Below are 23,603 nucleotides of genomic sequence, written 5' to 3'. Positions count from 1 at the left end.
CGCGCCGGTCCGCGGAAACGAAAAAGGCGGCCAAGGCCGCCTTTTTTATTCAATCACTTGCCGCGATTACTTCATGCGGTAGGTAATGCGACCTTTGGTCAGGTCGTACGGGGTCATTTCGACCTTCACCTTGTCGCCGGTCAGGATGCGGATGTAGTTCTTGCGCATGCGGCCGGAGATGTGGGCAATGATCTCGTGCCCGTTTTCGAGGCGCACCCGGAACATGGTGTTCGGAAGGGTTTCCGCCACCGTGCCCTCGAATTCGATCACGTCGTCTTTTGCCATGTGGTTCCTGGTATGTGTGTCGTGGCGCCGGTTCCGGAAGCGGAGCGGCAACGAAGCCCCGCATTTTGCCATGCCGGTGGCGTCGGTGCAAAAAATCGGTTAAGGATCGTCGATCGCCGTTCCGGACGGCTTCACGTCCGCCCGGCTCCCATCCGCCCGGCTCCCATCCGCAAAGTTCACGTCGGCCAGCCGGGCTGCCGGCCAGCCGCCCACGCGGGCCGACCACGCGCCCACGATACCGGGCCTGGCAGTCAGTTCGGCGACCGCCGCGCTGAACCGCGGCCGGGGCCAGCTCCGGGCCCCCAGGCTCATCAGGTGGTCGTTCTCGACCTGCGCGTCGATCAAAGGGAAGCCCCAGTCGCGCAGATGGAGGGCGAGCGCGGCGAGGGCGACCTTCGAACCGCCCGAGACGGCGCTGAACATGCTCTCGCCGAAGAACATGCGGCCGATCGCCACGCCGTAGATCCCGCCGACCAGCCGCGCGCCGTCGAAGACCTCGAACGAATGCGCGTGACCGAGCTCATGCATGCGCTGGTAGGCGGCGCGCATCTCGCGGGTGATCCACGTGCCGCGCTGGCCCGGGCGGGGCGTCTCGGCGCAGGCCTGGACCACCTGCGCGAAGGCCGTGTCGGCACGCACCTCCCAGATCGAACGCCGCAGGCCGCGGCGGAACTTCGAGCCCAGCCGCACGCCGTCGGTGGCGAACACCGTGCGCGGGTCGGGGCTCCACCACAGGATCGGCTGGCCCTGCGAATACCAGGGGAAGATGCCGTGCCGGTAGGCGTTGAGCAGCCGTGTCGGGCTCAGGTCGCCGCCCACGGCGAGCAGTCCGTCGGGTTGGCGCAGCGCCTGCTCGACCGGCGGGAACGGCGCGTCGGGCTCGGGCGGGAGCAGGGCGGGCAGGGTGCTCACGCCGGCGATGATGACGCATCGCCACCGCCGGCTCCGCCTTCGCTCGACTTGAACGGCGAATGCGCGGCGAGCGTGCGGGCGTAGGCACGGATCGACTCGGCCTCCTGCGCGCACCAGTCGCGCAGCGCGTCGCGGAACTGCGGGTGGGCGATCCAGTGCCGGCTGCGCACGAAGGTCGGCAGGAAGCCGCGCGCGAGCTTGTGTTCGCCCTGCGCGCCGGGTTCGAAGCGGGTCAGGCCCTCGCGCAGGCAGTATTCGATGCCCTGGTAGTAGCAGGTTTCGAAATGCAGGCCGGGCACGGTTTCCATCGCGCCCCAATAGCGGCCGTACAGCGTGTCGCCGCCACGCAGGCACAGCGCGCCGGCGATCGGCGCGTCGTCGCGCATCGCCAGCATGATCACCAGCGATTCCGGCATCGCGCGCGCGAGGTGCTGCAGGAACTCCAGGGTGATCGCCGGATGGTTGCCGTACTCGGCGAAGGTCTGCAGGTAGAAGTCGTGCATCGCGGAGAGGTCCTCCGCCGTCGCCTGCGTGCCGTCGGCCACGCGGAACGTGATGCCCGCACGCGCGACCTTCGCGCGTTCCTGGCGGATGTTCTTTCGATGCTTGTGGTCGAAGGCGGCGAGGTAGTCGTCGAAACCGCGCCAGCCGCGATCGTTGCGCCAGTGGTACTGGACGTCCAGGCGCTGCAGCCAGTCGTCGTCGAAATCGGCGTCCTCCTCCGGCGTGTGGAAGTTGACGTGCGCCGACGACAGTTCGTTGCCCGCGCCCAGCCCGGCCATCACCTGCACGAGCATGCCCCGCCGTTCCGGCGTGTTCGCCAGCAGCCGCGGCCCGGTGACGGGCGAGTAGGGCACGGCGCAGAGCCACTTGGGAAAGTAATCGAGCCCGGCGCGCGCATACGCGTGCGCCCAGGCGTGGTCGAACACGAACTCGCCGTGCGAGTTGTCCTTCAGGTACGCAGGTGCGGCGGCGATGAGGTCATCGCCGTCCCAGAGCGTCAGGTGTTGCGGTCGCCAGCCCCAGCGTTCGCGCAGGCAGCCGTGCTGTTCGAGCCCGAGCAGGAAGGCATGCGCGACGAACGGATTGCGGCCGTCGTGCAACGCATCCCATTGCGAGGGCGGGACTTTCGCCAGCGAATCGAGGATGCGTGCTTCGTGCATTTTTCATCGGACGCGGAGCAGAAACGGGCCGCCTGCTGCTCCGTGTCGAAAACCCTTCTTCAGCCTTCCTTGTCCAGGAACTTCTCGGCATCCAGCGCCGCCATGCAGCCGAAGCCCGCCGAAGTGATCGCCTGGCGATACACCTGGTCGGCGACGTCGCCCGCGGCGAACACGCCCGGCACCGAGGTCTGCGTCGCGTTGCCGTCGAGACCGGTCCTGATGACCAGATAGCCGTTCTTCATCTCCAGCTGGCCTTCGAACAGCGAAGTGTTCGGCGTGTGGCCGATGGCGACGAACAGGCCGTGGATCGGGATTTCCTTCGTCGAGCCATCCTGCACCGACTTCACCCGCACGCCGGTCACGCCCGCGTCGTTGCCGAGCACTTCGTCGACCTGGTGATGCCACACCGGTTCGATCTTGCCGGCCTGGATCTTCGCGAACAGCTTGTCCTGCATGATCTTCTCGGCGCGCAACGTGTCGCGGCGGTGCACGAGGTAGACCTTGCGCGCGATGTTCGACAGGTACAACGCTTCCTCGACCGCGGTGTTGCCGCCGCCGATCACCGCCACGTCCTGCTCCTTGTAGAAGAAGCCGTCGCAGGTCGCGCACGCGGACACGCCGCGGCCCTTGAACAGCTCTTCCGACGGCAGGCCCAGGTACTTCGCCGTCGCGCCGGTGGCGATGATCAGCGCGTCGCAGGTGTATTCGCCGCTGTCGCCGACCAGGCGGTACGGGCGCGAGGACAGGTCCGCCGTGTGGATGTGGTCGAACACGACTTCGGTATCGAAACGCTCCGCATGCGCCTGCATGCGCGCCATCAGGTCCGGGCCCATCAGGCCGTGCGCGTCGCCGGGCCAGTTGTCGACTTCGGTCGTCGTCATCAGCTGGCCGCCCATCTGCAGGCCGGTGATCACCAGCGGCTTCAGGTTGGCGCGCGCGGCGTAGACGGCGGCCGTCCAGCCGGCCGGGCCGGAGCCGAGGATGATGACTTTGGAGTGCTTCGATGGGCTCATGGGTATAATTGCGTGCTGTGTGAAGTGCGCTGCGCGCGGTGGGTTCCGCCATACGCAGGCGTGTGCAACGGAACGTAGGAGTCATAGCTTGGCGGCGCGGTCCCCCTAACACAAGGCACTGAACCGGCTCTGTCGCGCGACGCAATGTTGCACTGCGCCGTGAGGCCGCCGGGGCGACGGACGACAATAGGCACGCGCGCCGCCGATGCGGCGTTTTTTTCGTCACCACATCCCCCCAACGGCCGCGCACAACGCGCGGCCTTTCAACGATCGAAGGTAAGAGACATGCGGATCGGCGTTCCCAAGGAAACCAAGACCCTCGAAGGGCGCGTCGCGCTCGTTCCGGCCGCGGCCGGCGACCTGGTCAAGCGCGGCCACGAGGTCTGGATCGAGAAGGATGCCGGCATCAAGTCGGGCTTCAAGGACGAGCAGTACACCCAGCTCGGCGTGAAGATCGCCCCCGATGCCGCCGCGCTCTACGAGAAGGGCGAGCTGATCGTGAAGGTGAAGGAGCCGATCGCCGGCGACCTGGCGCACCTGCGCAAGGATCACCTGCTGTTCTGCTACCTGCACCTGGCCGCCGAGCCGAAGCTCACGCGCCAGCTGCTCGACATCGGCCTGACCGGCGTTGCGTTCGAAACCGTCGAACTGCCCAACGGCGACCTGCCGCTGCTGGCGCCGATGTCCGTCATTGCCGGCAAGATCGCCGTGCAGGTCGGCACGCACCTGCTGCACCAGCCCGAAGGCGGCAAGGGCAAGCTGCTCGGCGGCCTGCCGTCGACCGAGCGCGGCAAGGTCGTGGTGTTCGGCGCGGGCAAGGCCGGCAGCGCGTCGGCGCAGCTGGCCGCGGCCGGCGGCTCGAATGTCGTGGTGTTCGAAATGCGCCAGGACCGCATGGAAGAAATGATGCGCCTGGGCAACAACGTCACCGCGCTGTACCCGTACGCGGACGTCGTGGCGCGTGAAGTCGCCTCGGCCGACCTCGTCGTCGGCGCCGTGCTGGTGACCGGCGCGCGCGCGCCGCACGTGATGACCCGCGAGATGCTCAAGGGCATGCAGGACGGCAGCGTGCTGGTCGACATCTCGATCGACCAGGGCGGCTGCTTCGAGACCTCGCGTCCGACCACGTGGAAGGAGCCGACCTACGTGGAAGAGGGCGTCACCCACTTCTGCGTGACCAACATGCCGGGCGCCGTGCCGCAGACCAGCTCGCAGGCGATCTGCGCGGCGATCCTGCCGTGGGTCAACAAGCTCGCCTCGGGCAGCGACTGGCGCAACAACCAGGCGCTGGTGCGCGGCATCAACGTCGAGGGCGGCAAGATCGTCCACCCGGCGCTGCAGGACATGAAGGTCTAAGCAGGCGTTCGCAACGACATGCGGGGAGCGCCGGGCGACTGGCGCTCCCCGTTTTTGTTGGTGTTGCGTCGAACGCGGGAACTCGCCACCCGGCGAAGGCCTGGATCCACGCCCGTAACGCTGAACCCTCGCGGTGCGTTGTGGTTTGGCGGGCAGGGGAGCTGGGATAGGCTGTCGGCCTGGATCCCGGCCGTCGCCGGAATGACGGACCCGGAAGTCCGGCGCATCGGCGGGATGCCGGTCCCGAAAAGGGCAAAAGTTCGCCTGACTGGCCCGCTTCTGTCGTATATTCAATAACTAACGAACTCCTGTTGAGGCAGTACATCACGGTGGCGCAAGCGTCCGCAGCCAGTCGAAAGAAGCTCAAGGCCGAGAAGTTGCCGCCGTCGCCGCGACGGCAGCGGCTGGTGCGCGACATCGCGCTGATCCTGATCGCGCCGCTGCTGCTGTACCTGCTGGCGAGCCTGGTAACGTTCTCGCCGCAGGATCCGGGCTGGTCGCATTCGGGCAGCGTGACCGCGCCGCTGCACAACGTCGGCGGTCGCGTCGGCGCGTGGACGGCCGACGTCCTGCTGTACCTGTGCGGCTACGTGGCGTTCCTGCTTCCGATCATGCTCGGCGCGATCGCATGGATCGCGCTGTTCGGCATGGACAGCGATGGCGACGGCGACGCGGACTTCGGCCCTGCGCTGCGATTGGTCGGCATCGTCGGCTTTCTCGTGGCGGCCACGGGCCTGCTCGAACTGCGCGTCGGCCACGCCGAAGCGTTCTCCGCCCGCGCGGGCGGCATCCTCGGCCAGCTGGTCGGCAAGTCGCTCTACAGCGGCTTCGGCCCGGTCGGCGGCAATCTGTTCCTGCTCGCGCTGTTGCTGGTGTCGGTGACGCTGGCGACCGGATTGTCATGGTTCGCGGTGATGGACAAGATCGGACAGTGGGTGCTGGCGTTCGGACCGACCGCCACCACGCTGTTCCGCAAGGGCGAGAAGCAGGCCACGCAGTGGCAGCAGACACGCGCGCTGCGCGAGGAGCGCGAGGAAGCGCGCAAGGTCGACACCGAACTGCGCGCCAAGCGTGCGCCGGTGAAGATCGAACCGCCGCCGCCGGCTGCCGCCGTCGTGGAGAAGAGCGAACGCGCCAAGCGCGAGACGCAGATTCCGCTGTTCCACACCGGCGACGGCTCGGGCATCCCGCCGCTGGCGCTGCTCGACGACCCCAAGCCGCAGCCCAAGGGCTACGACGAACAGACGCTGGAAACCCTCTCGCGCCAGATCGAATTCAAGCTCAAGGACTTCCGCATCGACGCGCAGGTCGTCGGCGCGTACCCGGGCCCGGTCATCACGCGGTTCGAGATCGAGCCCGCGCCGGGCGTGAAGGTCAGCCAGATCTCCTCGCTCGACAAGGACATCGCGCGCGGCCTGTCGGTCAAGTCGGTGCGCGTGGTCGACGTGATCCCGGGCAAGTCGGTGATCGGCCTGGAAACGCCGAACACCTCGCGCGAGATGATTTTCCTGTCCGAACTGCTGCGTTCGAAGGAATACGACAAGTCGGTCAGCCCGCTCACGCTGGCGCTGGGCAAGGACATCGCCGGCCGTCCGACCGTCGCCGACCTGGCGCGCATGCCGCACCTGCTGGTCGCCGGCACCACCGGTTCGGGCAAGTCCGTCGCGGTCAACGCGATGGTGCTGTCGCTGCTGTACAAGGCCTCCGCGAAGGATCTGCGGATGCTGATGATCGACCCGAAGATGCTGGAGCTCTCGGTCTACCAGGGCATCCCGCACCTGCTGGCGCCGGTCGTCACCGACATGAAGGAAGCGGCCAACGGCCTGCGCTGGTGCGTGGCCGAGATGGAGCGCCGCTACAAGCTGATGTCGGCCGTCGGCGTGCGAAACCTCGCCGGCTTCAACAAGAAGGTGAAGGACGCCATCGACGCCGGCCAGCCGATGATGGACCCGCTATTCAAGCCGAACCCGGAACTCGGCGAGACGCCGCGCCCGCTCGAGACGCTGCCGTTCATCGTCATCTTCATCGACGAGTTCGCCGACATGATGATGATCGTCGGCAAGAAGGTCGAAGAGCTGATCGCGCGCCTGGCGCAGAAGGCGCGCGCGGCCGGCATCCACCTGATCCTGGCCACGCAGCGCCCGTCGGTGGACGTCATCACCGGCCTGATCAAGGCGAACATCCCCACGCGCATCGCGTTCCAGGTGTCGAGCAAGATCGACTCGCGCACCATCCTCGACCAGTCCGGCGCGGAAACGCTGCTCGGCCACGGCGACATGCTCTACCTGCCGCCGGGCACGGCGATGCCGGAGCGCGTGCACGGTGCGTTCGTGTCGGACGAGGAAGTGCACCGCGTCGTCGAACACCTCAAACAGGTCGGCGGCGGCCCGGATTACATCGAAGGCGTGCTGGACGAAGTGCAGACCATGGGCGACGGTGTGGTGGTCGGCGCGACCGGCCTGCCGGAAACCGGCGGTGGTGGCGGCGACGAATCCGACCCGCTGTACGACGAGGCCGTGCGCATCGTCACCGAGACCCGCCGCGCATCGATCTCCGGCGTGCAGCGTCGCCTGAAGATTGGCTACAACCGCGCCGCGCGCCTGATCGAGGCGATGGAAGCCGCGGGCGTCGTATCGCCGCCGGAGCACAACGGCGACCGTTCGGTGCTGGCGCCGCCGCCGCCGAAATGAACCGTGCCGCGGCGAAGCGTCGCGGCGTGCGGGCCTGTTCAGACAACCGCCGGCACACTCGCCGGCAACACGTGAAACCCCGGAGTTTTTCGCATGCGTGCAGTTCGTTTCATCGGCGCCGCCCTGGCGCTCGCGTTGGCCTCGACCACGGCCTTCGCCGGCGCGCGCGACGACCTCAACGCGTTCACCAAGGGCCTGAAGGGGCTCAGCGGTGAGTTCAGCCAGCAGGTCTTCGACCCGCAGGGCAAGCTGAAGGAAACCTCGACCGGCACGCTGGCACTGTCGGCGCCGCGCCTGTTCCGCTGGCAGTACGTGAAGCCGTACCCGCAGCTGATCGTCGCCGACGGCAAGAAGGTGTGGGTGTTCGATCCGGACCTGCAGCAGGCCACGGTGCGCCCGCAGGGCGTGGAAGAGCAGAACAGTCCCCTCGCCGCGTTGATCGATCCGGCCAAGCTCGACGCGCAGTTCGTGGTGAAGGAGCTGGGCATGGACAAGGGCCTGGAATGGCTCGCGCTCGCGCCGAAGGACGAATCGCAGGCGGCGTTCCGCAGCGCGCGCCTGGGCTTCGGCCAGAGCGGACTGGCGAAGATGCAGGTGGTCGACAACCTCGGCCAGCGCACCGAAATCGACTTCACCGGCTGGAAGCGCAACCCGGCCTTCGCGGCGGACACGTTCCGCTACACGCCGCCCAAGGGTGTGGACGTGATCGGCGGCGAGTAAGCCGTACACCTCGCCATCGCGAATCGAAAGGCCTGCTTCGGCAGGCCTTTTCGTTTGGGAAAGCGCAGGGGCCGGATCCGCCGGCCGCCGGAGCGTCGCGTGACCTGCCGTCCTTCGCTGCTTCTGATCGGCCTGTGCCTGGCCACGCCACCGGCGCTTTCGAACGAGCCGCTGCCCACGCCGCCGCCAGCGGGGGGCGCGCTCGCGTCGTCGCCGATGCCGCGCACGATGGACCGCGCGGCGCTGGAGAAGGCGATCGCCGGAACGGTGGTGGCCGCATTGTCGGAACGCTTCGGCGGACGCGCGATCGAGGCCCGGTTCGACGATCTGCAGGAGCAGTCGATCGACGGGCGGGAACGCGCGATCCGTGGCGAAGGCGGCATGCGCTTCGCGGGCGAGACGGGCTGGATCGGCTTCCGTTTCGCGAGCCGGTACGACGAGTTCCTCGGGCAGGCGGGTTGGCCGGAACTGGAGATCGGCGTCGGCGGCGACGGCCGCCTGATCCCGAACGACAGTGTGGCGCTGCGGCAGCTGGAGGATCGCATGGCGGCGTTGCTGCAGGACGAAGTGGGCACCACGACGGTGCGCATGCAGCTCGATCGCGTGGACACGACCGAGATGGCCGGCCATTACCTAGGCATGGAGGCCCGCGGCCTCGCCGATTTCGGCCTCGACGGCAGCAGCGAGGTGCGCATCCATGCGCTGTACGACCGGCGCGATGGGGCGTGGTTGCAGCTGGATTACCAGTTGGGGCCGGAAGCGGCGCAGACGGCCTCGCTCGCTCCGTCTCCGTGAGCGACTGTAAAGGCCCTCTCCCGACTGGAGAGGCGTTGGGGTGACGGGCACGTAGAGACAGCGGAAACCCGCAGCGCAGTGAAGCGCCGCAAGGACGAGCCGTGCCCCTCCGTTCCCCTCATCCGCCCTTCGGGCACCTTCTCCCGAGGGGAGAAGGGAAAAAGCAGTGCACAGCATTCCCTGCCATGCCTCCGTTGCCCTCATCACCCTTCAGGCACCTTCTCCCGAAGTAAGAAGGGCAAAGGCGAGGCAACGCCCCCGTTTCGCCCACCTTGCTATCGTGTGCGCAGCTCTCCCCGAGACCGCACGTGGCCCGCCGTACCGTTTCCTCATCCTCGCTGACCGACGACCTGCTCCACGTCGACAACCGCGGCATGCAGCCGCTCGCCGAGCGCATGCGTCCGCGCACGCTCGACGAGATGGTCGGGCAGAAGCGCCTGCTGTCCCCGCGTTCGGCCTTGCGTCGGGCGATCGAGTCCGGCCGGGTGCATTCGATGATCCTGTGGGGCCCGCCGGGCTGCGGCAAGACCACGCTCGCGTTGCTGCTGGCCAAATATGCCGACGCGGATTTCCGCGCGATTTCCGCCGTGCTTTCCGGCCTGCCCGAAGTGCGGCAGGTGCTCGCCGAAGCCGCGCAACGCTTCGCCGAAGGTCACCGTACCGTGCTGTTCGTCGACGAGGTGCACCGCTTCAACAAGGCGCAGCAGGACGCCTTCCTGCCGCACATCGAGCGCGGCACGATCCTGTTCGTCGGCGCGACCACCGAGAACCCGTCGTTCGAACTCAACTCCGCATTGCTCTCGCGCTGCCGCGTGCACGTGATGGAAGCGGTGTCGGCCGACGACATCCGCATCGCGCTGCGGCAGGCGCTGGACGATGAAGAGCGCGGCCTCGGCGGACGCGGATTGCAGGTCGACGATGCGCTTCTGGGCGAGATCGCGCAGGCCGCCGACGGCGACGTGCGTCGCGCCCTGACGCTGCTGGAAATCGCCGCCGAACTGGCCGAAGGCGAGGGTGGCGAGATCACAGCTGCCACGCTCGCGCAGGTGCTCGCCGATCGCACGCGCCGCTTCGACAAGGGCGGCGAACAGTTCTACGACCAGATCTCGGCGCTGCACAAATCCGTGCGCAGTTCGAACCCGGACGCCGCGCTGTACTGGTTCGCGCGCATGCTCGACGGCGGCTGCGATCGCGCGTACCTGGCGCGACGCCTCACGCGCATGGCGGTGGAGGACATCGGCCTGGCCGATCCGCGCGCGATGCCGATGGCGCTGGACGCGTGGGATACCTACGAACGCCTCGGCAGTCCGGAAGGCGAACTCGCGCTTGCGCAGGTCGTGGTGTACCTGGCGACCACCGCGAAATCGAACGCGGTGTACGCCGCGTACAACGCCGCGCGCGCCGACGTCCAGCAGTATGGAACGCAGGACGTCCCGCTGCACCTGCGCAACGCGCCGACGAAGCTGATGAAGCAGCTCGGCTATTCGAAGGGCTACCAGTACGACCACGACGTCGACGGCGGCATCGCGCTCGACCAGACCGGTTTCCCCGACGCGATGGGCGAGCGCGTGTACTACGCGCCGGTCGAACGCGGACTGGAGATCAAGCTCAAGGAGAAGCTCGACCGCCTGCGCGCGCAGCGCAACGCCGCACGCCGTGACGGGGATGTGAGTGGAGGCGACGGACGAACCTGAGTGTTTTCCGGGCGTTGCCGCCCCGTAACGCCGGTCGCGCTCGAACTTCCCGATGTAAATGCCTGAGCGGAAAAGGGCGTGTTGCCGCTGAAGTGTCGCGGTAATGTCCCGCGTTTCGCTGCTGATACGTGCGGCTGAATCCCGCCGGATGCGTGCATCGCACCGTCGCATCAATGCCTTGCGTCGCACATCGCGGTCCGATGCATGGCAATGGCCGCAAGGCGCATTTCAGTTTTGCAACGAGCGGGGCCGCTTCGCGATGGTGCGCGCGCACCGCAGGCGCGATGCGCGCTCCGTTCAGGACGATTAATCCGCCGGATCAACGCGTTGCCGCGCCTGAACGACGGTTGGCACCGGGCATGCGTGTAGTTCCTTGCGTCGTTTACCGGTGCCTCCCCCGGGTGCCAGCCGACGTCACGTAAAGGAGAACAACAATGCGCATTCGTACCAGCTTGATGGCAACAGCGGTGCTCATCGGCCTTGGTCTCGGCGGCCAGGCGATGGCACAACAGACCAACGGCAACGGCGGCGAGGGCGACGACATCCTCGCCAACGTCAACGTCCCGATCGATGCATCCGACAACAGCACCGGCGACAACCGCGGCAACGATGGCGACGCCACGGCCGACGCGGGCTCCGCTGCGGCGCACAGCGGTGGCACCGCCACCAACACCTACACCGACTCCAGCACGTTCAGCTCGACCTCCAGCACGATCGTCGCATCGACCGTGCTCGAAGGCGCCGTGTATGACGTGCGCACCTATGGCATCGGCAACGTCGCGACCAACAACGGCAACGCCAATGGCGGTTCCGGTGGTTCCGGCGGCGATGGCTATGGCGGCGACGGTTACGGCGGCGACGGCAACGGCGGCGCTGGCGGCAATGGCGGCGACGGTGGCTCGGGCGGCGATGGCGGCTCCGGCGGCTCCGCGGTGAACGGCAGCGCGACCTCCGGCGACGCGACCGTCGGCGACGCGACGATCGGCGATGCGACCGCGGCACGCGGCGGACGCGGCGGCGATGTCTACGACATCCGCAGCGGCCGTGGCGGCGACACCGACAACGACAGCGGCGATGCCGGCGGCGCAAGCGTGGCCGCGTCCGGTTCGCTGGCGGGCGGCAGCGACGGTGGTGGTGGCGGCGGCGCCGGCGGCAACGACGGCGGCGGCGGTGGCGGCGGCAACGATGCCGGCAACGACGGCACCGGCGGCGCGGGCGGTGCGGGCGGGACGGGCACCGGCGGCGCAGGCGGTGCGGGCGGCGCGCCCAGCTCGACCTCCACCGCGACCGCAGGCGCGGGCACCGGCACGTCCGGCGCGACCGCGGGCGACGGCGGTGCCAGCGGCACCGTGACCGCCAGTGCGGGCGGCGGCGGCGCGGGTGGCTCGGCCACCAACGGCGATGCCAGCAATGGCAGCGCGGACGCGAGCGCGAGCAACGGCTCGGCCACGGCCGGTGACGGCGCGGTGGCGGCGGCCGGCGCGACCGGCGGCGACGGCGGCGCGGGCGGCACCGGCAACGGTGGCGTAGGCAACGGCGGCGTCGGCAACGGCGCAACCGGCGGCACCGGCGGCGCGGGCGGCAGCAACATGGTCGATGCGGGCACATTCGATATGTCCTCGACCATGACCGGCACCGCCAGCGGCGCAGCGGGCATCACGGTGGCCGCGCAGAACAGCGGCTTCTCCTCGCTGATCCAGCAGGGCATCACCGTCCAGGCCAACCTGACCGTAGGCCCGTAAGCGCCTTCCCCTCGACGCATCGGAGCCCCCGCTCCGATGCGTCACCGGATGCGCATCGCATTCCCGCCGGCGTCCGCGCCGGCGGGACTCCAGCGATGGCGCAGGGAGGAAGCGAAGGGCAAGGAGCATGACGATGCAACGCAATCGTTCCATCGCATTGGGCGGTCTGGCGGGCGTGGTGATGTGGATCGTCGCCGGTGTGGCCTGGGCGCAGGAAATTCGCGAGCCCACGGCAACCCAGCCCGTCGTCCTCGACGAGGCGGACGCACCCGACGCCGCGTTCGGCGCCGCGGTCGATCCGTCCGCGCTTGCCGACCTGCGCGGCGGCGAAGCCCAACTCGTCGACAACGACATCCTCGTCAACGGCCGCGTCGAGGACGCGATCGCCGACGACGTGCTGACCGGCAGCAACTCCGTCGCGGGCGGTTCGTTCGCCAGCGCCAGCGGCATTTCCACGGTTATCCAGAACACCGGCGCGAACGTGCTGATCCAGAACGCGATGATCGTGAACGTGAAGTTCGCGGACGCGGGCCCATGAGCCTGCGTACATTCCGGCGCCGTGCGTGGATCGCGGCTTCGGCGTGGATCCTGGTTTCCGGCCTCGTGCAGGCCGGGACGGTGGACGTGCGCGCGCCACCGAACGGCAGCTACACGCTGCGCGTCACGAGCCTCAAGGAAGCGCGCTTCAAGACCACCGTGCGGCAGCAGTACGACTTCAGCTGCGGCTCGGCCGCGACCGCGACGCTGCTGACCTACCAGTACGGCCATCCGGTCACCGAGGCCGAAGTGTTCATGCGCATGTACGAAACCGGCGACCAGGCGAAGATCCGCCAGCGCGGGTTCTCGCTGCTGGACATGCGCCGCTACCTGCGTTCGCTGGGCTTCGAGGCCGACGGCTTCGAACAGCCGCTCGACAAGCTCGTCGCCGAGGGCCTGCCGGCGATCGTGCTGCTCAACGATCGCGGCTACCGCCACTTCGTGGTGGTGAAGGGCTTCCGCAACGATCGCGTGCTGCTGGGCGACCCCGCACGCGGCACGCGCGCGATGCCGCGTTCGCGTTTCGAGAAACTGTGGGACAACCGCATCCTGTTCGTGGTGCACAACCGCCGCGACCGGGCGCAGTTCAACATGGCGCGCGACTGGCGCACGGCGCCTCCCGCGCCGCTGGATGCGGGCATCGCCCGCGACAGCCTCTACAACATCGTGACGCCCCGGCGCGGCCCGGGCGACATCTGACGGAGGGTCGGACGATGACATCGCCCTCGCTGCATCACAGGCGGATCGAACGTGTTCGGCTCAAGTACGTTTTCATCGCGATGCTGGCGTGGTGCGCGCCGGCGTTCGCGGCGCCACCGGCGGAGGTGCTGGGGCCGGAATGGGTCGCCATCGACCCCGCGCGCCTGGACGACATGCGCGGCGGCTTCATGACCGACGGCGGCATGGCGCTGTCGTTCGGCATCGAGCGCGCGGTGTTCGTCAACGGCGAACTGATGGCGACCACGCGCGTGCAGATTCCCGACGTGGGCCGCATGACCACCGCGCAGGCGCGCGAGCTGCAGCGCTTCAACGACGGCGTGGTGGTGCAGGTCGGCGGAGGCAACACGTTCCAGCCGGGCGGGTTGCCGGGCGGCGTGGTGATCCAGAACACGCTCGACGGACAGGACATCCGCGCGCTGACCACGGTGAACGTCGGCGTCGACACGCTGCAGGCGTTCCAGGACCTGAACACCCAGTCCACGCTGCACAACGCGATGGTGACCGCGACCGCTCCCTGACCGTGCGGTTGCGCCCTGATTTCGTGTCGGACCGCGTTCTATCGGAAGGAAGCCGGCCGACCGCACCAGAAGGACGACGCATGAGAAGGACGCCGCAGTTGCCCCGCCGCCTGATGCTCGCCCCGTGCCTGTGGCTCGCCGCCGCCGCGACGGCCCATGCGCAGGACCAGTGGCAGGGACTGGAGCCGGCCCGTCCGGCTGCGCAGCCTCAGGTGGGCGGGGCGCCTCCGGCCGCGACGCAGGTCGCGCCGGCAGCGCCCGTCGCGGAGGGGCGTTCGCTCGACGATCTGCAGCGCGAGATCAACGCGCAGACGCGCCGGCTCGAGGAACTGCGCGATTCGCTCGCGCAGCAGGAACAGGCGGTGGCGAACCTGCAACGCGCGCTCGACGAGGAACGCCTGGACGCCGAACGCGGCGCCGGTGCCGCACCGGGTACGGTGCTGCCGACGCTCGCGCAGCAGGCGCCCGCCGCCGTGCAGCCCGCGCCGCCCGCGCAGCGCCAGGCGCAACAGGCGCCCGCGCCGCAACAACCGCAGCAGGGACGAAAGCCGGTCGGGCAGGCGCCGGAATCGGCGATGCGCCCACCGGAAGTCGCGCAGATCTTCGACCAGCCCGGCGTGCTCACGCCGGCCGGCCAGTTCATCCTCGAACCCTCGCTGCAATACGGCTATTCGGCGAACGATCGCGTGGCGCTGGTCGGTTACACGGTGATCCCGGCCATCCTGATCGGCCTCATCGACGTGCGCCAGGTGAAGACCACCTCCGGCGTCGGCACGATCACCGGGCGCATGGGCATCGGCGGCCGATTCGAGATCGAGGCGAAGGTGCCGTATGTCTACCTCAACGGCGACACCGTCAGCCGCGAGATCTTCACCGGCTCGGCGCAGGACCGCGTGTTCAACGCCAGCGGCCACGGCATGGGCGACATCGAGGCGACCGCGCGCTACCAGCTCAATCGCGGCGGCCCGGACAAGGCGTTCTATATCGGCTGGCTGCGCTACAAGAGCCGCACCGGCAAGGACCTGTTCGAAGTCACCACCGACTGCGTGCAGCGCTGCGTTCAGAACGCCACCGGCACCGGGCTTCCGCTGGAACTGCCGACCGGCACCGGCTTCGAAGCGATCCAGCCGGGCGTGACCTGGCTGTATCCGTCCGATCCGGTCGTGTTCTTCGGCACCTTCAGCTATCTGTACAACTTCGAACGCAGCAACGTCTCGCGCACCGTGCTCGGGCGCGAACAGGAATTCCTCGGCGACGTGCAGGCCGGCGACATCTGGGGCTTCAATCTCGGCATGGGCCTGGCGCTCAACGAGAAGGCGTCGATCAGCCTGGGCTACGACACCAGCCTGGTCGGCAAGACCAAGCAGAACGGCCGCGAAAGCCCGGGTTCGGTGCGCGTCACGCTCGGCACGCTGCTGCTGGGCGGCACGTACCGCTTCAGCGATCGCTGGTCGCTCAACGTCGCACTCGGCGTCGGCGTGACGCGCGATACGCCGGACATGACGTTGACGGCGCGGGTGCCGATTTCGTTCTGACGTTCGCTTCTTCGCCGCGCAGGCTTGCCATCGAAGAGATCCCTCGTCCCGGCGCAGCCGGGATCCAGGCTGTCACCGTGCCGGGATCGCGTGCATCGCAAGAACGATGCGCGGTCGACCTGGACCGGTCTTCGCCTGGATGACGGAGCGGTGTGCATCGCGCGGGATCCTTCGAGCGGCTTCACGCCTGTTTCACGGCCGCAAGTTCTATGTCCGCACCACGGCGAGCGCATCCGCACCGGCGGACGCGCGCCCGCACGTTCCCGCGACATCGGCTCTTTCCTTCGTCACCCGCACACGGAGAAGGCTCATGAAACCACTCGTTTTCGGCGCGATCCTGCTGGTCGCGCTGGCCGGCTGCGCCAGTACGCCGACGGTGCACACCGACTACGATCCGGCCGCGCAGTTCGCCGGCTATCGCACCTACACGTGGCTGAAGAAACCCGAAGGACGGTCGCCGCTGGTCGAACAGCGCGTGGTCGCGGCCATCGACGCGAAGCTCGCCGCGCAGGGCTGGCGGCAGACCACCGGCACCGATGCGGACGTCGGCATCGCCGCGCACGTCGCCACGCAGCAGCAACAGACGCTGGACACCTTCTACAGCGGCCCGGCCTGGGGCGGCTACGGATGGGGGCGCTGGGGCGGGGCGGGCATGGGATCGGCGACGACCACCGTGCGCAATTACGAAGTCGGGACGCTCGTCGTCGACATGTTCGACATGAAGACGCGGCAGGCGATCTGGCGCGGTACCGCGTCGGGCACCGTGCCCGATTCGCCGGAAGGCGTGAACGCCAAGGCGCAGGCCGGCGTGGACAAGATGTTCGCGGCGTTCCCGCCGGGGAGCGCGCCGCCGAAGTGAACCGCCGCGACGCAAGCGCGTAACGCGGAAGGCCGGCAATCGCCGGCCTTCCTGTTTCGAACGCGCCGTTCAGGCCCGCCGGAAATAGAACCCGGCGTAGTGATCCAGCGTGCAGTCCGGTTCGAACGGCACGCGCAGGTGGCGTTCCTTCGATTGCCACTGGTCTTCCAGCGCATACCCCAGCGACTGCATTTCCGCGATGAACTGCGGCTTGGACATCACGCGATACGGCAGCACCGCCTTGCCGATGTTCTGCAACGTCACGTAGCCGCGCTTGGGATGCACGGGCGTGAGGTTCACCAGCACGTGCGTGGGCGGCGAGGACAGCCGGCCGAGCAGCTCGGGCAGCGTGTAGTCCAGGTATTGCAGGGCGCCGCAGGTGATCAGCACGTCGTGTTCGTTCGCGCACTCCGGCGTGTCGGCGAAATGCAGCAGCCTTTCCGGATCGTTGTCGACCGCCCAGCTGCGGCCGGCGTCCATCACCGAGGGCACGTCGTGAACGCGCCATTCCATCGTGCCCGGATAGTCCAGATAGCGGCGGAACCCGTAGTACGTCACGCCGATGTGGCCGCCCAGGTCGAAGATGCGGTGCCGTCCCTGCGCGAGCAGGCGCGACAGCCAGTGCACCATCGGATAGTCGCTCACGCGGATGCTGCGATGCCGGTCCATGTACATGCCCGTGGTCGAAGACTGGTCGTACGTGGTCGGCAGCGACGGCGCGGCGGCCAGCGCCTGCGCGCGCGAATCGTAGGCGCCGTAGTACGCGTTGCCGCCGTGGTAGGGGCGGTTGAACAGTCGTCGGTACAGCGGACGGGCGATCAGGCGTATTCCGGGCAGTTCGGCACTTTCGATGGCGATGCGGACCAGGTTGCGTCGGGCCATCAGCGTTTCGTGTCGCACGGGGTTCCCCTTCCGATCGTCTCGTCTCCCGGGAAACAACGCGATGCGCGGGAAAAAGGGGACGCGTCGCGCATCAGCGGGCGCGCAGGGCATCCAGGCGCTCGCTGTAGGCCGCGTGGGTGTCGCCGTTGCTGAGTGCCTGCGCGCGGGCGAGCGAGCGGATCGCCAGCCCGGTCTTGCCGGCCTTGAGGTAGGCGTTGGCGAGCGCGGAATGGAAGCGGTGCTCCTGCGGTCGCAGGTCCACCGCGCGGCGGTAGAAGCGCGTCGCGCGCGCCAGGTCGCCGGCGTTCTCGGCGGTCAGCGCCTGCACGAAGGCGTGGAAGGGATCGTTGCGTTCGAGCTTCGCCAGGCGCTTGCGGTATTCGGCCTCCAGCGCGCGATCGCCCGTGCGCGCGGCGAGCCCGGCCAGGTTGAACAGCGCGTTGGTGTTGTCCGGGTCGAGCGCCAGCGCCTGGCGATAGTCGTTCCGGCCGGTTTCCGGATCGCCGCCGCGCGTGTGCACGACGCCGGCATTGCTCCAGTAGCCGGCGTAGGCGGGATCGAGACCGATCGCCATGTCCAGCAGCGACGACGCCGCGGGGTAATCGCCGGCGGCGAGGCGTTCGACCGCGAGGTTGTTGTAGTAATGCGCGATGAGGCGCGTGGTGGTGATCGGCTTCGGGCGATCGCGCTGGATGATCTGGTCGCCGGCCACGTCCACCGTGTAGCGCCGCGAGCCCACGCGCACGCTGGCGTTGACGTGGTTGCTCAGGTACAGCGTGCCGTCGGCCTGGCGGAAACCGAGGATCTGTTCGATTTCCTGCGGCGTCGCTTCCAGCCCCGCTTCCTTGGCCAGCGCGAGGAAGAGCAGGGTGAAGGTGAGGCAGTTCGCCGTGCGCGCCTCGTACGCCTGCGCCACGGTGAGGTTCGCCGTTTCCACGTAGGTCATGCCCAGGCCTTCGGACGCGAACATGAAGACGCCGAGGCGTTCCAGGCGCTCGTGCGGCGCGGGGTCGTCGTACAGCACTTCGCGATGCAGCCGCTCGCGTAGTCCCGTGGGCATCGTCATGACTTCGCCCGTGGACACCGGCTGGGCGAACGCGCCCGCGGCCTGCCAGGCCAGCGCGAAAACCACGGCGGCGAGCGTGCCGCGCATCGACGAACGCTCCGTGCGGTCCCGCGGGCCGCGCCAGGGGCTGCGCGGAGTGTAGTCCCGCGCACCGCAAGCGCGCGTGGACGCCGTGCGCGGGAAGTTCAGCCCGCCGGCGCTATGCTTCGGACGGAGTCACGCAATCACGCAGGAGAACGACATGGCCACCGGTTGGGCAGGCGACGGCGCGGTCCAGGACCAGATCGACGCGACCGTGAAGGACGCCATCAAGCGCGCGCGCAGCAAGCTCCCGCAGGGCCCGGGACTGACGCATTGCGAGGAGTGCGGCGTCGAGATCCCGCAGGCCCGCCGCGACGCGGTGCCCGGCGTGCGCCTGTGCATCGCGTGCCAGGAAGCCCTCGATCGCGAGGAGGCCGGTTTCAGCGGATACAACCGGCGCGGGAGCAAGGATTCGCAATTGCGGTGACGGCGCGGGAGCGAGCGGAGAGGAACGAGGAACCAGCGCCGGCCTCTGCTCGTTTCTGGTTCCTCCAGACTCGTTCCTGGCGCTCAGATGCCCAGCAACGGCGTCGCCTGCTCCAGTCGCGCGCGCAGCTGCTCCGCAAGGCGCAGGCTCAGCGCGATGATCGTGAACGTCGGGAACGCCCAGCTGCCGGTGGGGAACACCGAGCTTCCGGCGATGTGCAGATTGTCCACGCCGTGCACCTGGCAGTGGCGATCGACCACGCCTTCGCGCGCGTCGTCCGCCATGCGCGTGGTGCCCATGTGGTGCGAGGTGCCGAACACCTGCGGCACGCCGCCGTTTTCCCCGATCCATGATTCGGGCTGGAAGCGCCCGTTGCACGCGCGCGCGAGCTGCTCGCCGAACAGCGTCGCCGCGGTGCGGTAGGTGTGCCGGTCGAGTTCGGTCAGGCGCCAGTCGACGCTCACCTTGCGCAGCCCGAGCGCGTCGCGTTCCCCGCCCAGGGTGATGCGGCTGTCGTGGTTGGGCACCTGTTCGAAATAGCCGATGAGGTCCACGCGTTCGGTGCGCACGGCGGGCTTGCGCGTGAGCTTGCGGCCCATGGCCTTGGCGATGTCGGCGGCATTGAGCCCGGCCCGCAGCGTCAGCGCACGCAGGTCCTCCGCCGGCGGCATGGCGTTGGCGATGTAATCCGGCTCGCCGTTGCGGCGACCGCACACACGCGCCTTGATGGCCCAGTTCTCGTGCCGCCTACGCGCACGGATCGCCGCGCGCAGGTCGCGCAGCGCCTGCAGTCCTTCGGGGACCGGTTCCTCGAACGCGAACGGCCGTACGCGCCCGCTGAGGATGCGATGCCGGCGCTGCGCTTCGTCCGACAGGCAGATTTCCGGATGCGCCTGCGGCCGGCCCTTGGGCACGTTGCGGTCGTACGGACGCATGAGCACGCGCGGGTCCGGACTGAACAACGTGCCGAGCTTGCCGCTGGGATGGTCCATGAAATAACGGCCGACCAGGTCGTGCGCGTTGCCCAGGCCCTCGGCGGCGGTCGAATTCGACGACAGCAGCAGCCGCGCGTTCTCGATGCCGCCGCACGCGAGCACGTAATGCCGCGCACGCACCGTGCCCTGGCGGCCATCGAGCGTGCCGATGCGCGCCTGCCGCACCGCCTGCGCCGATTCCACCGCGTCCAGTTCGATCAGGTTCGCGTGCAGCAGCACGGTGATGTTGCGCGCGCGCTCGAACACGTCGTGGTATGCGTGCCCGAAGATCATCGGGCTGGAGGCGAAGGTCTTGTGCACCAGCGCATCGCCTTCGAATTCCAGCGGTTGGCGCGAGGACGGAGTGAGGAAGGTGTCCTCGCCGAAGTCGTGCTGTTCGAGACCGCAGAAGGTGCGCGCCTTGCGGTAGTGCGGTTCGAGATCGGCGAACCCGATCGGCCAGCCGCTGTGCGGCACCCAGTCGCGCGGCGCGAGGTTCGCCAGCGGAATGCAGCCGCGTCCCCAGTAATTGCAGGTGCCGCCGAATGCGCGCAGCCGCGAGGCGCCCGGATCGAACGACGGCTCGCCGACCGAGTGGCCTTCCAGCAGCGCTTGGTAGCGCTCGTCGGCGGTGAGGCCACCGCTCTCGACCACGCACACCGTCGCCTGCGTGTCGAGGAACGCCCAGGCGATCGCCAGCCCGGCCGCGCCGGCACCGACGATGCAGATGTCCGCCTCGATGTCCGCCGGCGCCGACGCCTTTCTGTAATCGAAGATCAAATGCGCTGCCCCTTGAAACGTTCATGCACCGGTCGTGCGTGCGCACGCCGGGCTACCGTTCCGAGTGAACGCAGGCAAGGGCAGAAAGGGGACAGGTGGGAAGGTTGAGGCAGGCCGCTTACGCGGCACTGCCGCGCGTGGCCTGCCGAAAGCACGGCCATGGATGGCCGGGCGGGGCGATGCGGAGGCGGTCGCGTTTCGCCATGATGGCGACGACGTGTTACTCGAAGGCGGTGCAAAACGGCGTTGCCGCGCGGGTCGCCTGCGCTGACTCCCGCTCCTGCTTGCAGGGGAGGGGTGACGTGCACAGCGCGGAAGCATCGAAGCAAGGCATCGGCCGCATCGATGACCGCATGTCCCGACCCTCACCCCAACCCCTCCCCCGGAGGGAGAGGGTTCATCCTCAAACCATCAACCCGACCGCCTCACAGCGCCGACAACGGCCGCGCCAACCCCCGCTTGACCGCACTGTCCAGCAACGCATGCGTCTTGCGTTCGGCATCGCCGATGATCTTCTCCTGTTCCTTGCCGAGCGCATCCATCTGCCGGCCAAGCGCATCCATCGGCTTGCTCGCCTCGTCCATCTGGCGGCCCAGCGCTTCCATCGGCGCGGTGTTCGCCGCAAGGCTCGCGGACTGCCGTTCGATCACGCGCCCCTGCTCGTCCATCTGCCGGCCGAGTTCGTCCATCTGCCGCGCCAGATCGTCGATGGTGGCCTGAAGCCGCGCGCGGTCCTCGCCGTCGACGCCCGCGAGCTTTCCGGCGAGCTCCGCCTGCCGTTCCGCCAGCGCGCTCTGCTGATCGGCCAGCCGCTCCATGCGCCGCGACGACGCATCGATCTCCGCGTGGTCCTCGGCCTTCTCCGACAACTGCTCCATCTGCGCGCCAAGCGCTTCCATCCTGCGGCCGTGCGCTTCCATCTGGTCGCCGAGCACCCGCATCTGTTCGCCGATGCGATCGCTGTCGCGCCATGCATCGCGCACCTTCGCCATGGTGTCGGCATCGGACACGACGTACGCCTGGCCGCCACGACGGAACCACACGAAGTCCTGGTTCGCCAGGCTGCGGCGGGCGCGTTCGATCTCGGGCAGGTCGTCGGTGGAACCGGACAGGCGGATGCCGTCGCGATCCTTGCTGATCAGCGCGTAGGCATCGTCGTCGCCACGCGCGACGCGCACGGAACGCTTCGCGGCCGGCGATGGCGCAGTGGCCGGCGTGGCATGCACGTTCGCGGCGGGCGTCGCGCGGCTGGCCGCGTCGGCCCTGGCCTGCGCGATGGCCGCCGGTGCGGGCTTCGCGTCCTGGCCGATGTGGGCGTGCGCGTAGAACGCGACGCAGGCGATCGCCATGCCGACCAGCGGCAGCGCGACGCCGCCGCGCACGGGGCGCGTACCGGGACGGACGAGTTGTTCGATGCGGGACATCAGATGGCCTCCATGGGCGGCTTGCGCGAGGGTGGGCGTGGACGGGGCGGCGGCGTGGCCGCACGACCACTCCGCCAGTTCGGACAGCGCGAGTGCGAGGCGGCGTGGCTGCCCGGTGGCCTCGGCGGCGAGGCGGTCGGCGATGTGTTCGCGTTCGTCGCGGATGCGGCGCGACAGCCACCACGTCACGGGGTGGTAGAACAGCAGCGCCTCGACGAGGTTCTGCAACAGGTTGACGAGGTAATCGTGGCGACGGATGTGCGCCAGCTCGTGCGCGAGCAATGCTTCGATCAGCTCCGCCGGCATGCGCGTGACCAGTCCCGCCGGCAGCAGCACGACCGGCCGCCACCAGCCCGCCGATACCGGCGAGGTAAGCGACTCGACCAGGCGCAACGCGACCATGCGCCGCAGGCCGAAACGCTGCGCGAGCGCATCGAGCCGCGCCTGCCATTCGCGCTGCGCCGGCCCCTGCGGCGTGGCGCGCAGGCGTTCGATCCACACCAGCCCCAGGCCCATGCGCAGCGACAACGCGCCGGCGCCCGCCGCCCACGCCAGCACGATGTCAGGAAGCGCCGCGTCGATGCGCGAAGTCCAGTCGGGTGCGACGCCGGGGACGATCGCCGCAAGGCCGCTGCCGCGCACGAAGATCGCGGTCGGGATCGCGACGTCCGCCGCGCCCGACGCCTGCACCAGCGCGACCGCGACGGAAATCGCCGGCACCAGCGCGCACAGCAGCAACGCGAAGCACGCCACCGCATATCGCGCCTGCGGCCGGGCATCGCGCAACAGATGCAACGCGAACGCGGCGAGCAGCCCGATCAGCGCGCCCTGCCAGAGAAAGTGGAGCAGGGCGCGGCCCAGCACCGGAACCGCTTCGACCAGAAGATCATTCATCGCGATGCTCCCTGTCATCGTCCGTCAAGCCGTCGCTCTTCAGGAGCTGGCGGATTTCCTCGCGTTCGCGCTCGGTGACGTGCTCGTTCAACGCGGCCATCACCAGCGCCTTGCCGGAGCCGGAGAACGCCTTCTGGATCAGCTCGCGCAACAGGTTGGTCTGCAGCGCGTCCTGCGCGTGCGCGGCGGCGTAGACGTGCGAGCGCTGGCTCTCGTCGCGCGTGAGCAGGCCCTTGCCGTGCATGACCTGCAGGATCCGCAGGACGGTCGCGTAGGTGACGTCCGGGCGTTCGGCGAGCCGCGCCTGGTGCACGTCCTTCACCGTCGACGGGCCCAGGCGCCAGATCACGCGGAGCAGGTCGAGCTCGGCGGCGGTGGGCTTGGGCGGTTTGGTGGTCCTGCGGGTCATGGCGTCGTTCGATGGGTGCGTGGCGGCATGCTGATCCAACTAGAACGGTTTGTCTAGACCATTTTGTCTATGGCGAAAGTCATGGGCGACGGACCCGTCCCGCCACTACGATGTGCCGGCCGCGCCA

At 68.8% G+C, this 23,603-nt stretch carries 21 protein-coding genes; 12 read left to right on the top strand and 9 right to left on the bottom strand.

The annotated features are described in order from the left end of the window. Positions 1 to 66: 66 nt before the first annotated feature. The 4 genes from infA to trxB form a co-directional block, all read right to left on the bottom strand. Positions 67 to 285: a translation initiation factor IF-1 gene (infA, locus tag I4U41_RS08390; protein ID WP_031372296.1), complete on the bottom strand. Its 219-nt coding sequence runs from the start codon at positions 283 to 285 to the stop codon at positions 67 to 69. A 99-nt stretch (positions 286 to 384) separates the two neighbouring features. Beyond that, entirely contained in the window at positions 385 to 1,197 is an 813-nt protein-coding gene (gene aat / locus I4U41_RS08385) for a leucyl/phenylalanyl-tRNA--protein transferase (RefSeq protein ID WP_206860697.1), read from the bottom strand. Further along, complete coding sequence (locus I4U41_RS08380; RefSeq protein WP_206860696.1) at positions 1,194 to 2,360, bottom strand: GNAT family N-acetyltransferase; 1,167 nt, start codon at positions 2,358 to 2,360, stop codon at positions 1,194 to 1,196. Before I4U41_RS08380 ends, aat begins: the two co-directional genes overlap by 4 nt. A gap of 59 nt (positions 2,361 to 2,419) precedes the next feature. Then, positions 2,420 to 3,373, bottom strand: a complete 954-nt coding sequence (gene trxB / locus I4U41_RS08375) for a thioredoxin-disulfide reductase (RefSeq protein WP_206860695.1) — start codon at positions 3,371 to 3,373, stop codon at positions 2,420 to 2,422. Positions 3,374 to 3,658: 285 nt separating this feature from the next. Here trxB and I4U41_RS08370 point away from each other — a divergent pair, with 285 nt between their 5' ends. The 11 genes from I4U41_RS08370 to I4U41_RS08320 all read left to right on the top strand — a co-directional run bounded on the left by I4U41_RS08370 (position 3,659) and on the right by I4U41_RS08320 (position 16,539). After that, positions 3,659 to 4,729, top strand: coding sequence for an alanine dehydrogenase (locus I4U41_RS08370; RefSeq protein ID WP_206860694.1), 1,071 nt, complete (start codon positions 3,659 to 3,661; stop codon positions 4,727 to 4,729). 329 nt (positions 4,730 to 5,058) lie between these two features. Then, on the top strand, positions 5,059 to 7,419 hold the full coding sequence (locus tag I4U41_RS08365; protein ID WP_320415190.1) for a DNA translocase FtsK: 2,361 nt from the start codon (positions 5,059 to 5,061) through the stop codon (positions 7,417 to 7,419). A 93-nt stretch (positions 7,420 to 7,512) separates the two neighbouring features. Continuing rightward, on the top strand, positions 7,513 to 8,139 hold the full coding sequence (lolA, locus tag I4U41_RS08360) for an outer membrane lipoprotein periplasmic chaperone LolA (protein ID WP_206860693.1): 627 nt from the start codon (positions 7,513 to 7,515) through the stop codon (positions 8,137 to 8,139). Between the two features lie 99 nt (positions 8,140 to 8,238). Continuing rightward, positions 8,239 to 8,934, top strand: coding sequence for a hypothetical protein (locus I4U41_RS08355; RefSeq protein WP_206860692.1), 696 nt, complete (start codon positions 8,239 to 8,241; stop codon positions 8,932 to 8,934). A gap of 374 nt (positions 8,935 to 9,308) precedes the next feature. Then, on the top strand, positions 9,309 to 10,628 hold the full coding sequence (locus I4U41_RS08350; protein WP_206861590.1) for a replication-associated recombination protein A: 1,320 nt from the start codon (positions 9,309 to 9,311) through the stop codon (positions 10,626 to 10,628). Between the two features lie 434 nt (positions 10,629 to 11,062). Beyond that, the gene (locus tag I4U41_RS08345) at positions 11,063 to 12,370 is read left to right on the top strand and encodes a hypothetical protein (protein WP_206860691.1); all 1,308 of its coding nucleotides are present in this window, start codon (positions 11,063 to 11,065) and stop codon (positions 12,368 to 12,370) included. Positions 12,371 to 12,503: 133 nt separating this feature from the next. Continuing rightward, complete coding sequence (locus I4U41_RS08340) at positions 12,504 to 12,908, top strand: hypothetical protein (RefSeq protein ID WP_206860690.1); 405 nt, start codon at positions 12,504 to 12,506, stop codon at positions 12,906 to 12,908. Further along, the gene (locus I4U41_RS08335) at positions 12,905 to 13,606 is read left to right on the top strand and encodes a C39 family peptidase (protein ID WP_206860689.1); all 702 of its coding nucleotides are present in this window, start codon (positions 12,905 to 12,907) and stop codon (positions 13,604 to 13,606) included. Before I4U41_RS08340 ends, I4U41_RS08335 begins: the two co-directional genes overlap by 4 nt. A 14-nt stretch (positions 13,607 to 13,620) precedes the next feature. Beyond that, the gene (locus I4U41_RS08330; protein WP_206860688.1) at positions 13,621 to 14,145 is read left to right on the top strand and encodes a hypothetical protein; all 525 of its coding nucleotides are present in this window, start codon (positions 13,621 to 13,623) and stop codon (positions 14,143 to 14,145) included. Positions 14,146 to 14,225: 80 nt separating this feature from the next. Further along, entirely contained in the window at positions 14,226 to 15,680 is a 1,455-nt protein-coding gene (locus I4U41_RS08325; protein WP_242525103.1) for a transporter, read from the top strand. A 310-nt stretch (positions 15,681 to 15,990) separates the two neighbouring features. After that, positions 15,991 to 16,539, top strand: coding sequence for a DUF4136 domain-containing protein (locus I4U41_RS08320; protein ID WP_206860687.1), 549 nt, complete (start codon positions 15,991 to 15,993; stop codon positions 16,537 to 16,539). A 69-nt stretch (positions 16,540 to 16,608) separates the two neighbouring features. Here the strand turns inward: I4U41_RS08320 and I4U41_RS08315 are convergent, their stop codons facing one another. Together I4U41_RS08315 and I4U41_RS08310 are read right to left on the bottom strand one after the other, a co-directional pair. Then, positions 16,609 to 17,421 (bottom strand): TIGR04325 family methyltransferase, encoded by an 813-nt coding sequence (locus I4U41_RS08315; protein ID WP_206860686.1) that lies wholly within the window; start codon positions 17,419 to 17,421, stop codon positions 16,609 to 16,611. A gap of 91 nt (positions 17,422 to 17,512) precedes the next feature. Further along, complete coding sequence (locus I4U41_RS08310) at positions 17,513 to 18,574, bottom strand: tetratricopeptide repeat protein (RefSeq protein WP_206860685.1); 1,062 nt, start codon at positions 18,572 to 18,574, stop codon at positions 17,513 to 17,515. A gap of 154 nt (positions 18,575 to 18,728) precedes the next feature. Between I4U41_RS08310 and I4U41_RS08305 the strand changes: the two genes are divergently transcribed. Next, a complete protein-coding gene (locus I4U41_RS08305; protein ID WP_206860684.1) occupies positions 18,729 to 18,995 on the top strand; it encodes a DksA/TraR family C4-type zinc finger protein in 267 nt (88 codons plus the stop codon). An 83-nt stretch (positions 18,996 to 19,078) separates the two neighbouring features. Here the strand turns inward: I4U41_RS08305 and I4U41_RS08300 are convergent, their stop codons facing one another. The 3 genes from I4U41_RS08300 to I4U41_RS08290 form a co-directional block, all read right to left on the bottom strand. Then, the gene (locus tag I4U41_RS08300) at positions 19,079 to 20,749 is read right to left on the bottom strand and encodes an FAD-dependent oxidoreductase (protein WP_206860683.1); all 1,671 of its coding nucleotides are present in this window, start codon (positions 20,747 to 20,749) and stop codon (positions 19,079 to 19,081) included. Between the two features lie 425 nt (positions 20,750 to 21,174). Next, positions 21,175 to 23,067, bottom strand: coding sequence for a M56 family metallopeptidase (locus I4U41_RS08295; protein WP_206860682.1), 1,893 nt, complete (start codon positions 23,065 to 23,067; stop codon positions 21,175 to 21,177). Next, on the bottom strand, positions 23,060 to 23,476 hold the full coding sequence (locus I4U41_RS08290; protein ID WP_206860681.1) for a BlaI/MecI/CopY family transcriptional regulator: 417 nt from the start codon (positions 23,474 to 23,476) through the stop codon (positions 23,060 to 23,062). The genes I4U41_RS08295 and I4U41_RS08290 overlap by 8 nt, the downstream gene beginning before the upstream one ends. Between the last annotated feature and the right edge of the window lie 127 nt (positions 23,477 to 23,603).

Source organism: Lysobacter changpingensis, assembly GCF_017308985.1.
In the GTDB taxonomy this organism is placed as follows: Bacteria; Pseudomonadota; Gammaproteobacteria; order Xanthomonadales; family Xanthomonadaceae; genus Lysobacter_J; species Lysobacter_J changpingensis.
Note: the sequence above shows the minus strand (reverse complement) of the source record. Positions and strands in the feature narration are given on the sequence as shown.

What these genes read in the sequence shown, in the direction of transcription:
- I4U41_RS08305 (WP_206860684.1), top strand. Translation starts at nt 18,729, where the DNA reads ATGGCCACCGGTTGGGCAGGCGACGGCGCGGTCCAGGACCAGATCGAC.
- I4U41_RS08315 (WP_206860686.1), bottom strand. Translation starts at nt 17,421, where the DNA reads ATGGCCCGACGCAACCTGGTCCGCATCGCCATCGAAAGTGCCGAACTG.
- I4U41_RS08370 (WP_206860694.1), top strand. Translation starts at nt 3,659, where the DNA reads ATGCGGATCGGCGTTCCCAAGGAAACCAAGACCCTCGAAGGGCGCGTC.
- trxB (WP_206860695.1), bottom strand. Translation starts at nt 3,373, where the DNA reads ATGAGCCCATCGAAGCACTCCAAAGTCATCATCCTCGGCTCCGGCCCG.
- I4U41_RS08295 (WP_206860682.1), bottom strand. Translation starts at nt 23,067, where the DNA reads ATGAATGATCTTCTGGTCGAAGCGGTTCCGGTGCTGGGCCGCGCCCTG.
- I4U41_RS08330 (WP_206860688.1), top strand. Translation starts at nt 13,621, where the DNA reads ATGACATCGCCCTCGCTGCATCACAGGCGGATCGAACGTGTTCGGCTC.
- I4U41_RS08290 (WP_206860681.1), bottom strand. Translation starts at nt 23,476, where the DNA reads ATGACCCGCAGGACCACCAAACCGCCCAAGCCCACCGCCGCCGAGCTC.
- I4U41_RS08335 (WP_206860689.1), top strand. Translation starts at nt 12,905, where the DNA reads ATGAGCCTGCGTACATTCCGGCGCCGTGCGTGGATCGCGGCTTCGGCG.
- I4U41_RS08380 (WP_206860696.1), bottom strand. Translation starts at nt 2,360, where the DNA reads ATGCACGAAGCACGCATCCTCGATTCGCTGGCGAAAGTCCCGCCCTCG.
- I4U41_RS08310 (WP_206860685.1), bottom strand. Translation starts at nt 18,574, where the DNA reads ATGCGCGGCACGCTCGCCGCCGTGGTTTTCGCGCTGGCCTGGCAGGCC.
- I4U41_RS08340 (WP_206860690.1), top strand. Translation starts at nt 12,504, where the DNA reads ATGCAACGCAATCGTTCCATCGCATTGGGCGGTCTGGCGGGCGTGGTG.
- infA (WP_031372296.1), bottom strand. Translation starts at nt 285, where the DNA reads ATGGCAAAAGACGACGTGATCGAATTCGAGGGCACGGTGGCGGAAACC.
- I4U41_RS08345 (WP_206860691.1), top strand. Translation starts at nt 11,063, where the DNA reads ATGCGCATTCGTACCAGCTTGATGGCAACAGCGGTGCTCATCGGCCTT.
- I4U41_RS08350 (WP_206861590.1), top strand. Translation starts at nt 9,309, where the DNA reads ATGCAGCCGCTCGCCGAGCGCATGCGTCCGCGCACGCTCGACGAGATG.
- I4U41_RS08325 (WP_242525103.1), top strand. Translation starts at nt 14,226, where the DNA reads ATGAGAAGGACGCCGCAGTTGCCCCGCCGCCTGATGCTCGCCCCGTGC.
- I4U41_RS08320 (WP_206860687.1), top strand. Translation starts at nt 15,991, where the DNA reads ATGAAACCACTCGTTTTCGGCGCGATCCTGCTGGTCGCGCTGGCCGGC.
- lolA (WP_206860693.1), top strand. Translation starts at nt 7,513, where the DNA reads ATGCGTGCAGTTCGTTTCATCGGCGCCGCCCTGGCGCTCGCGTTGGCC.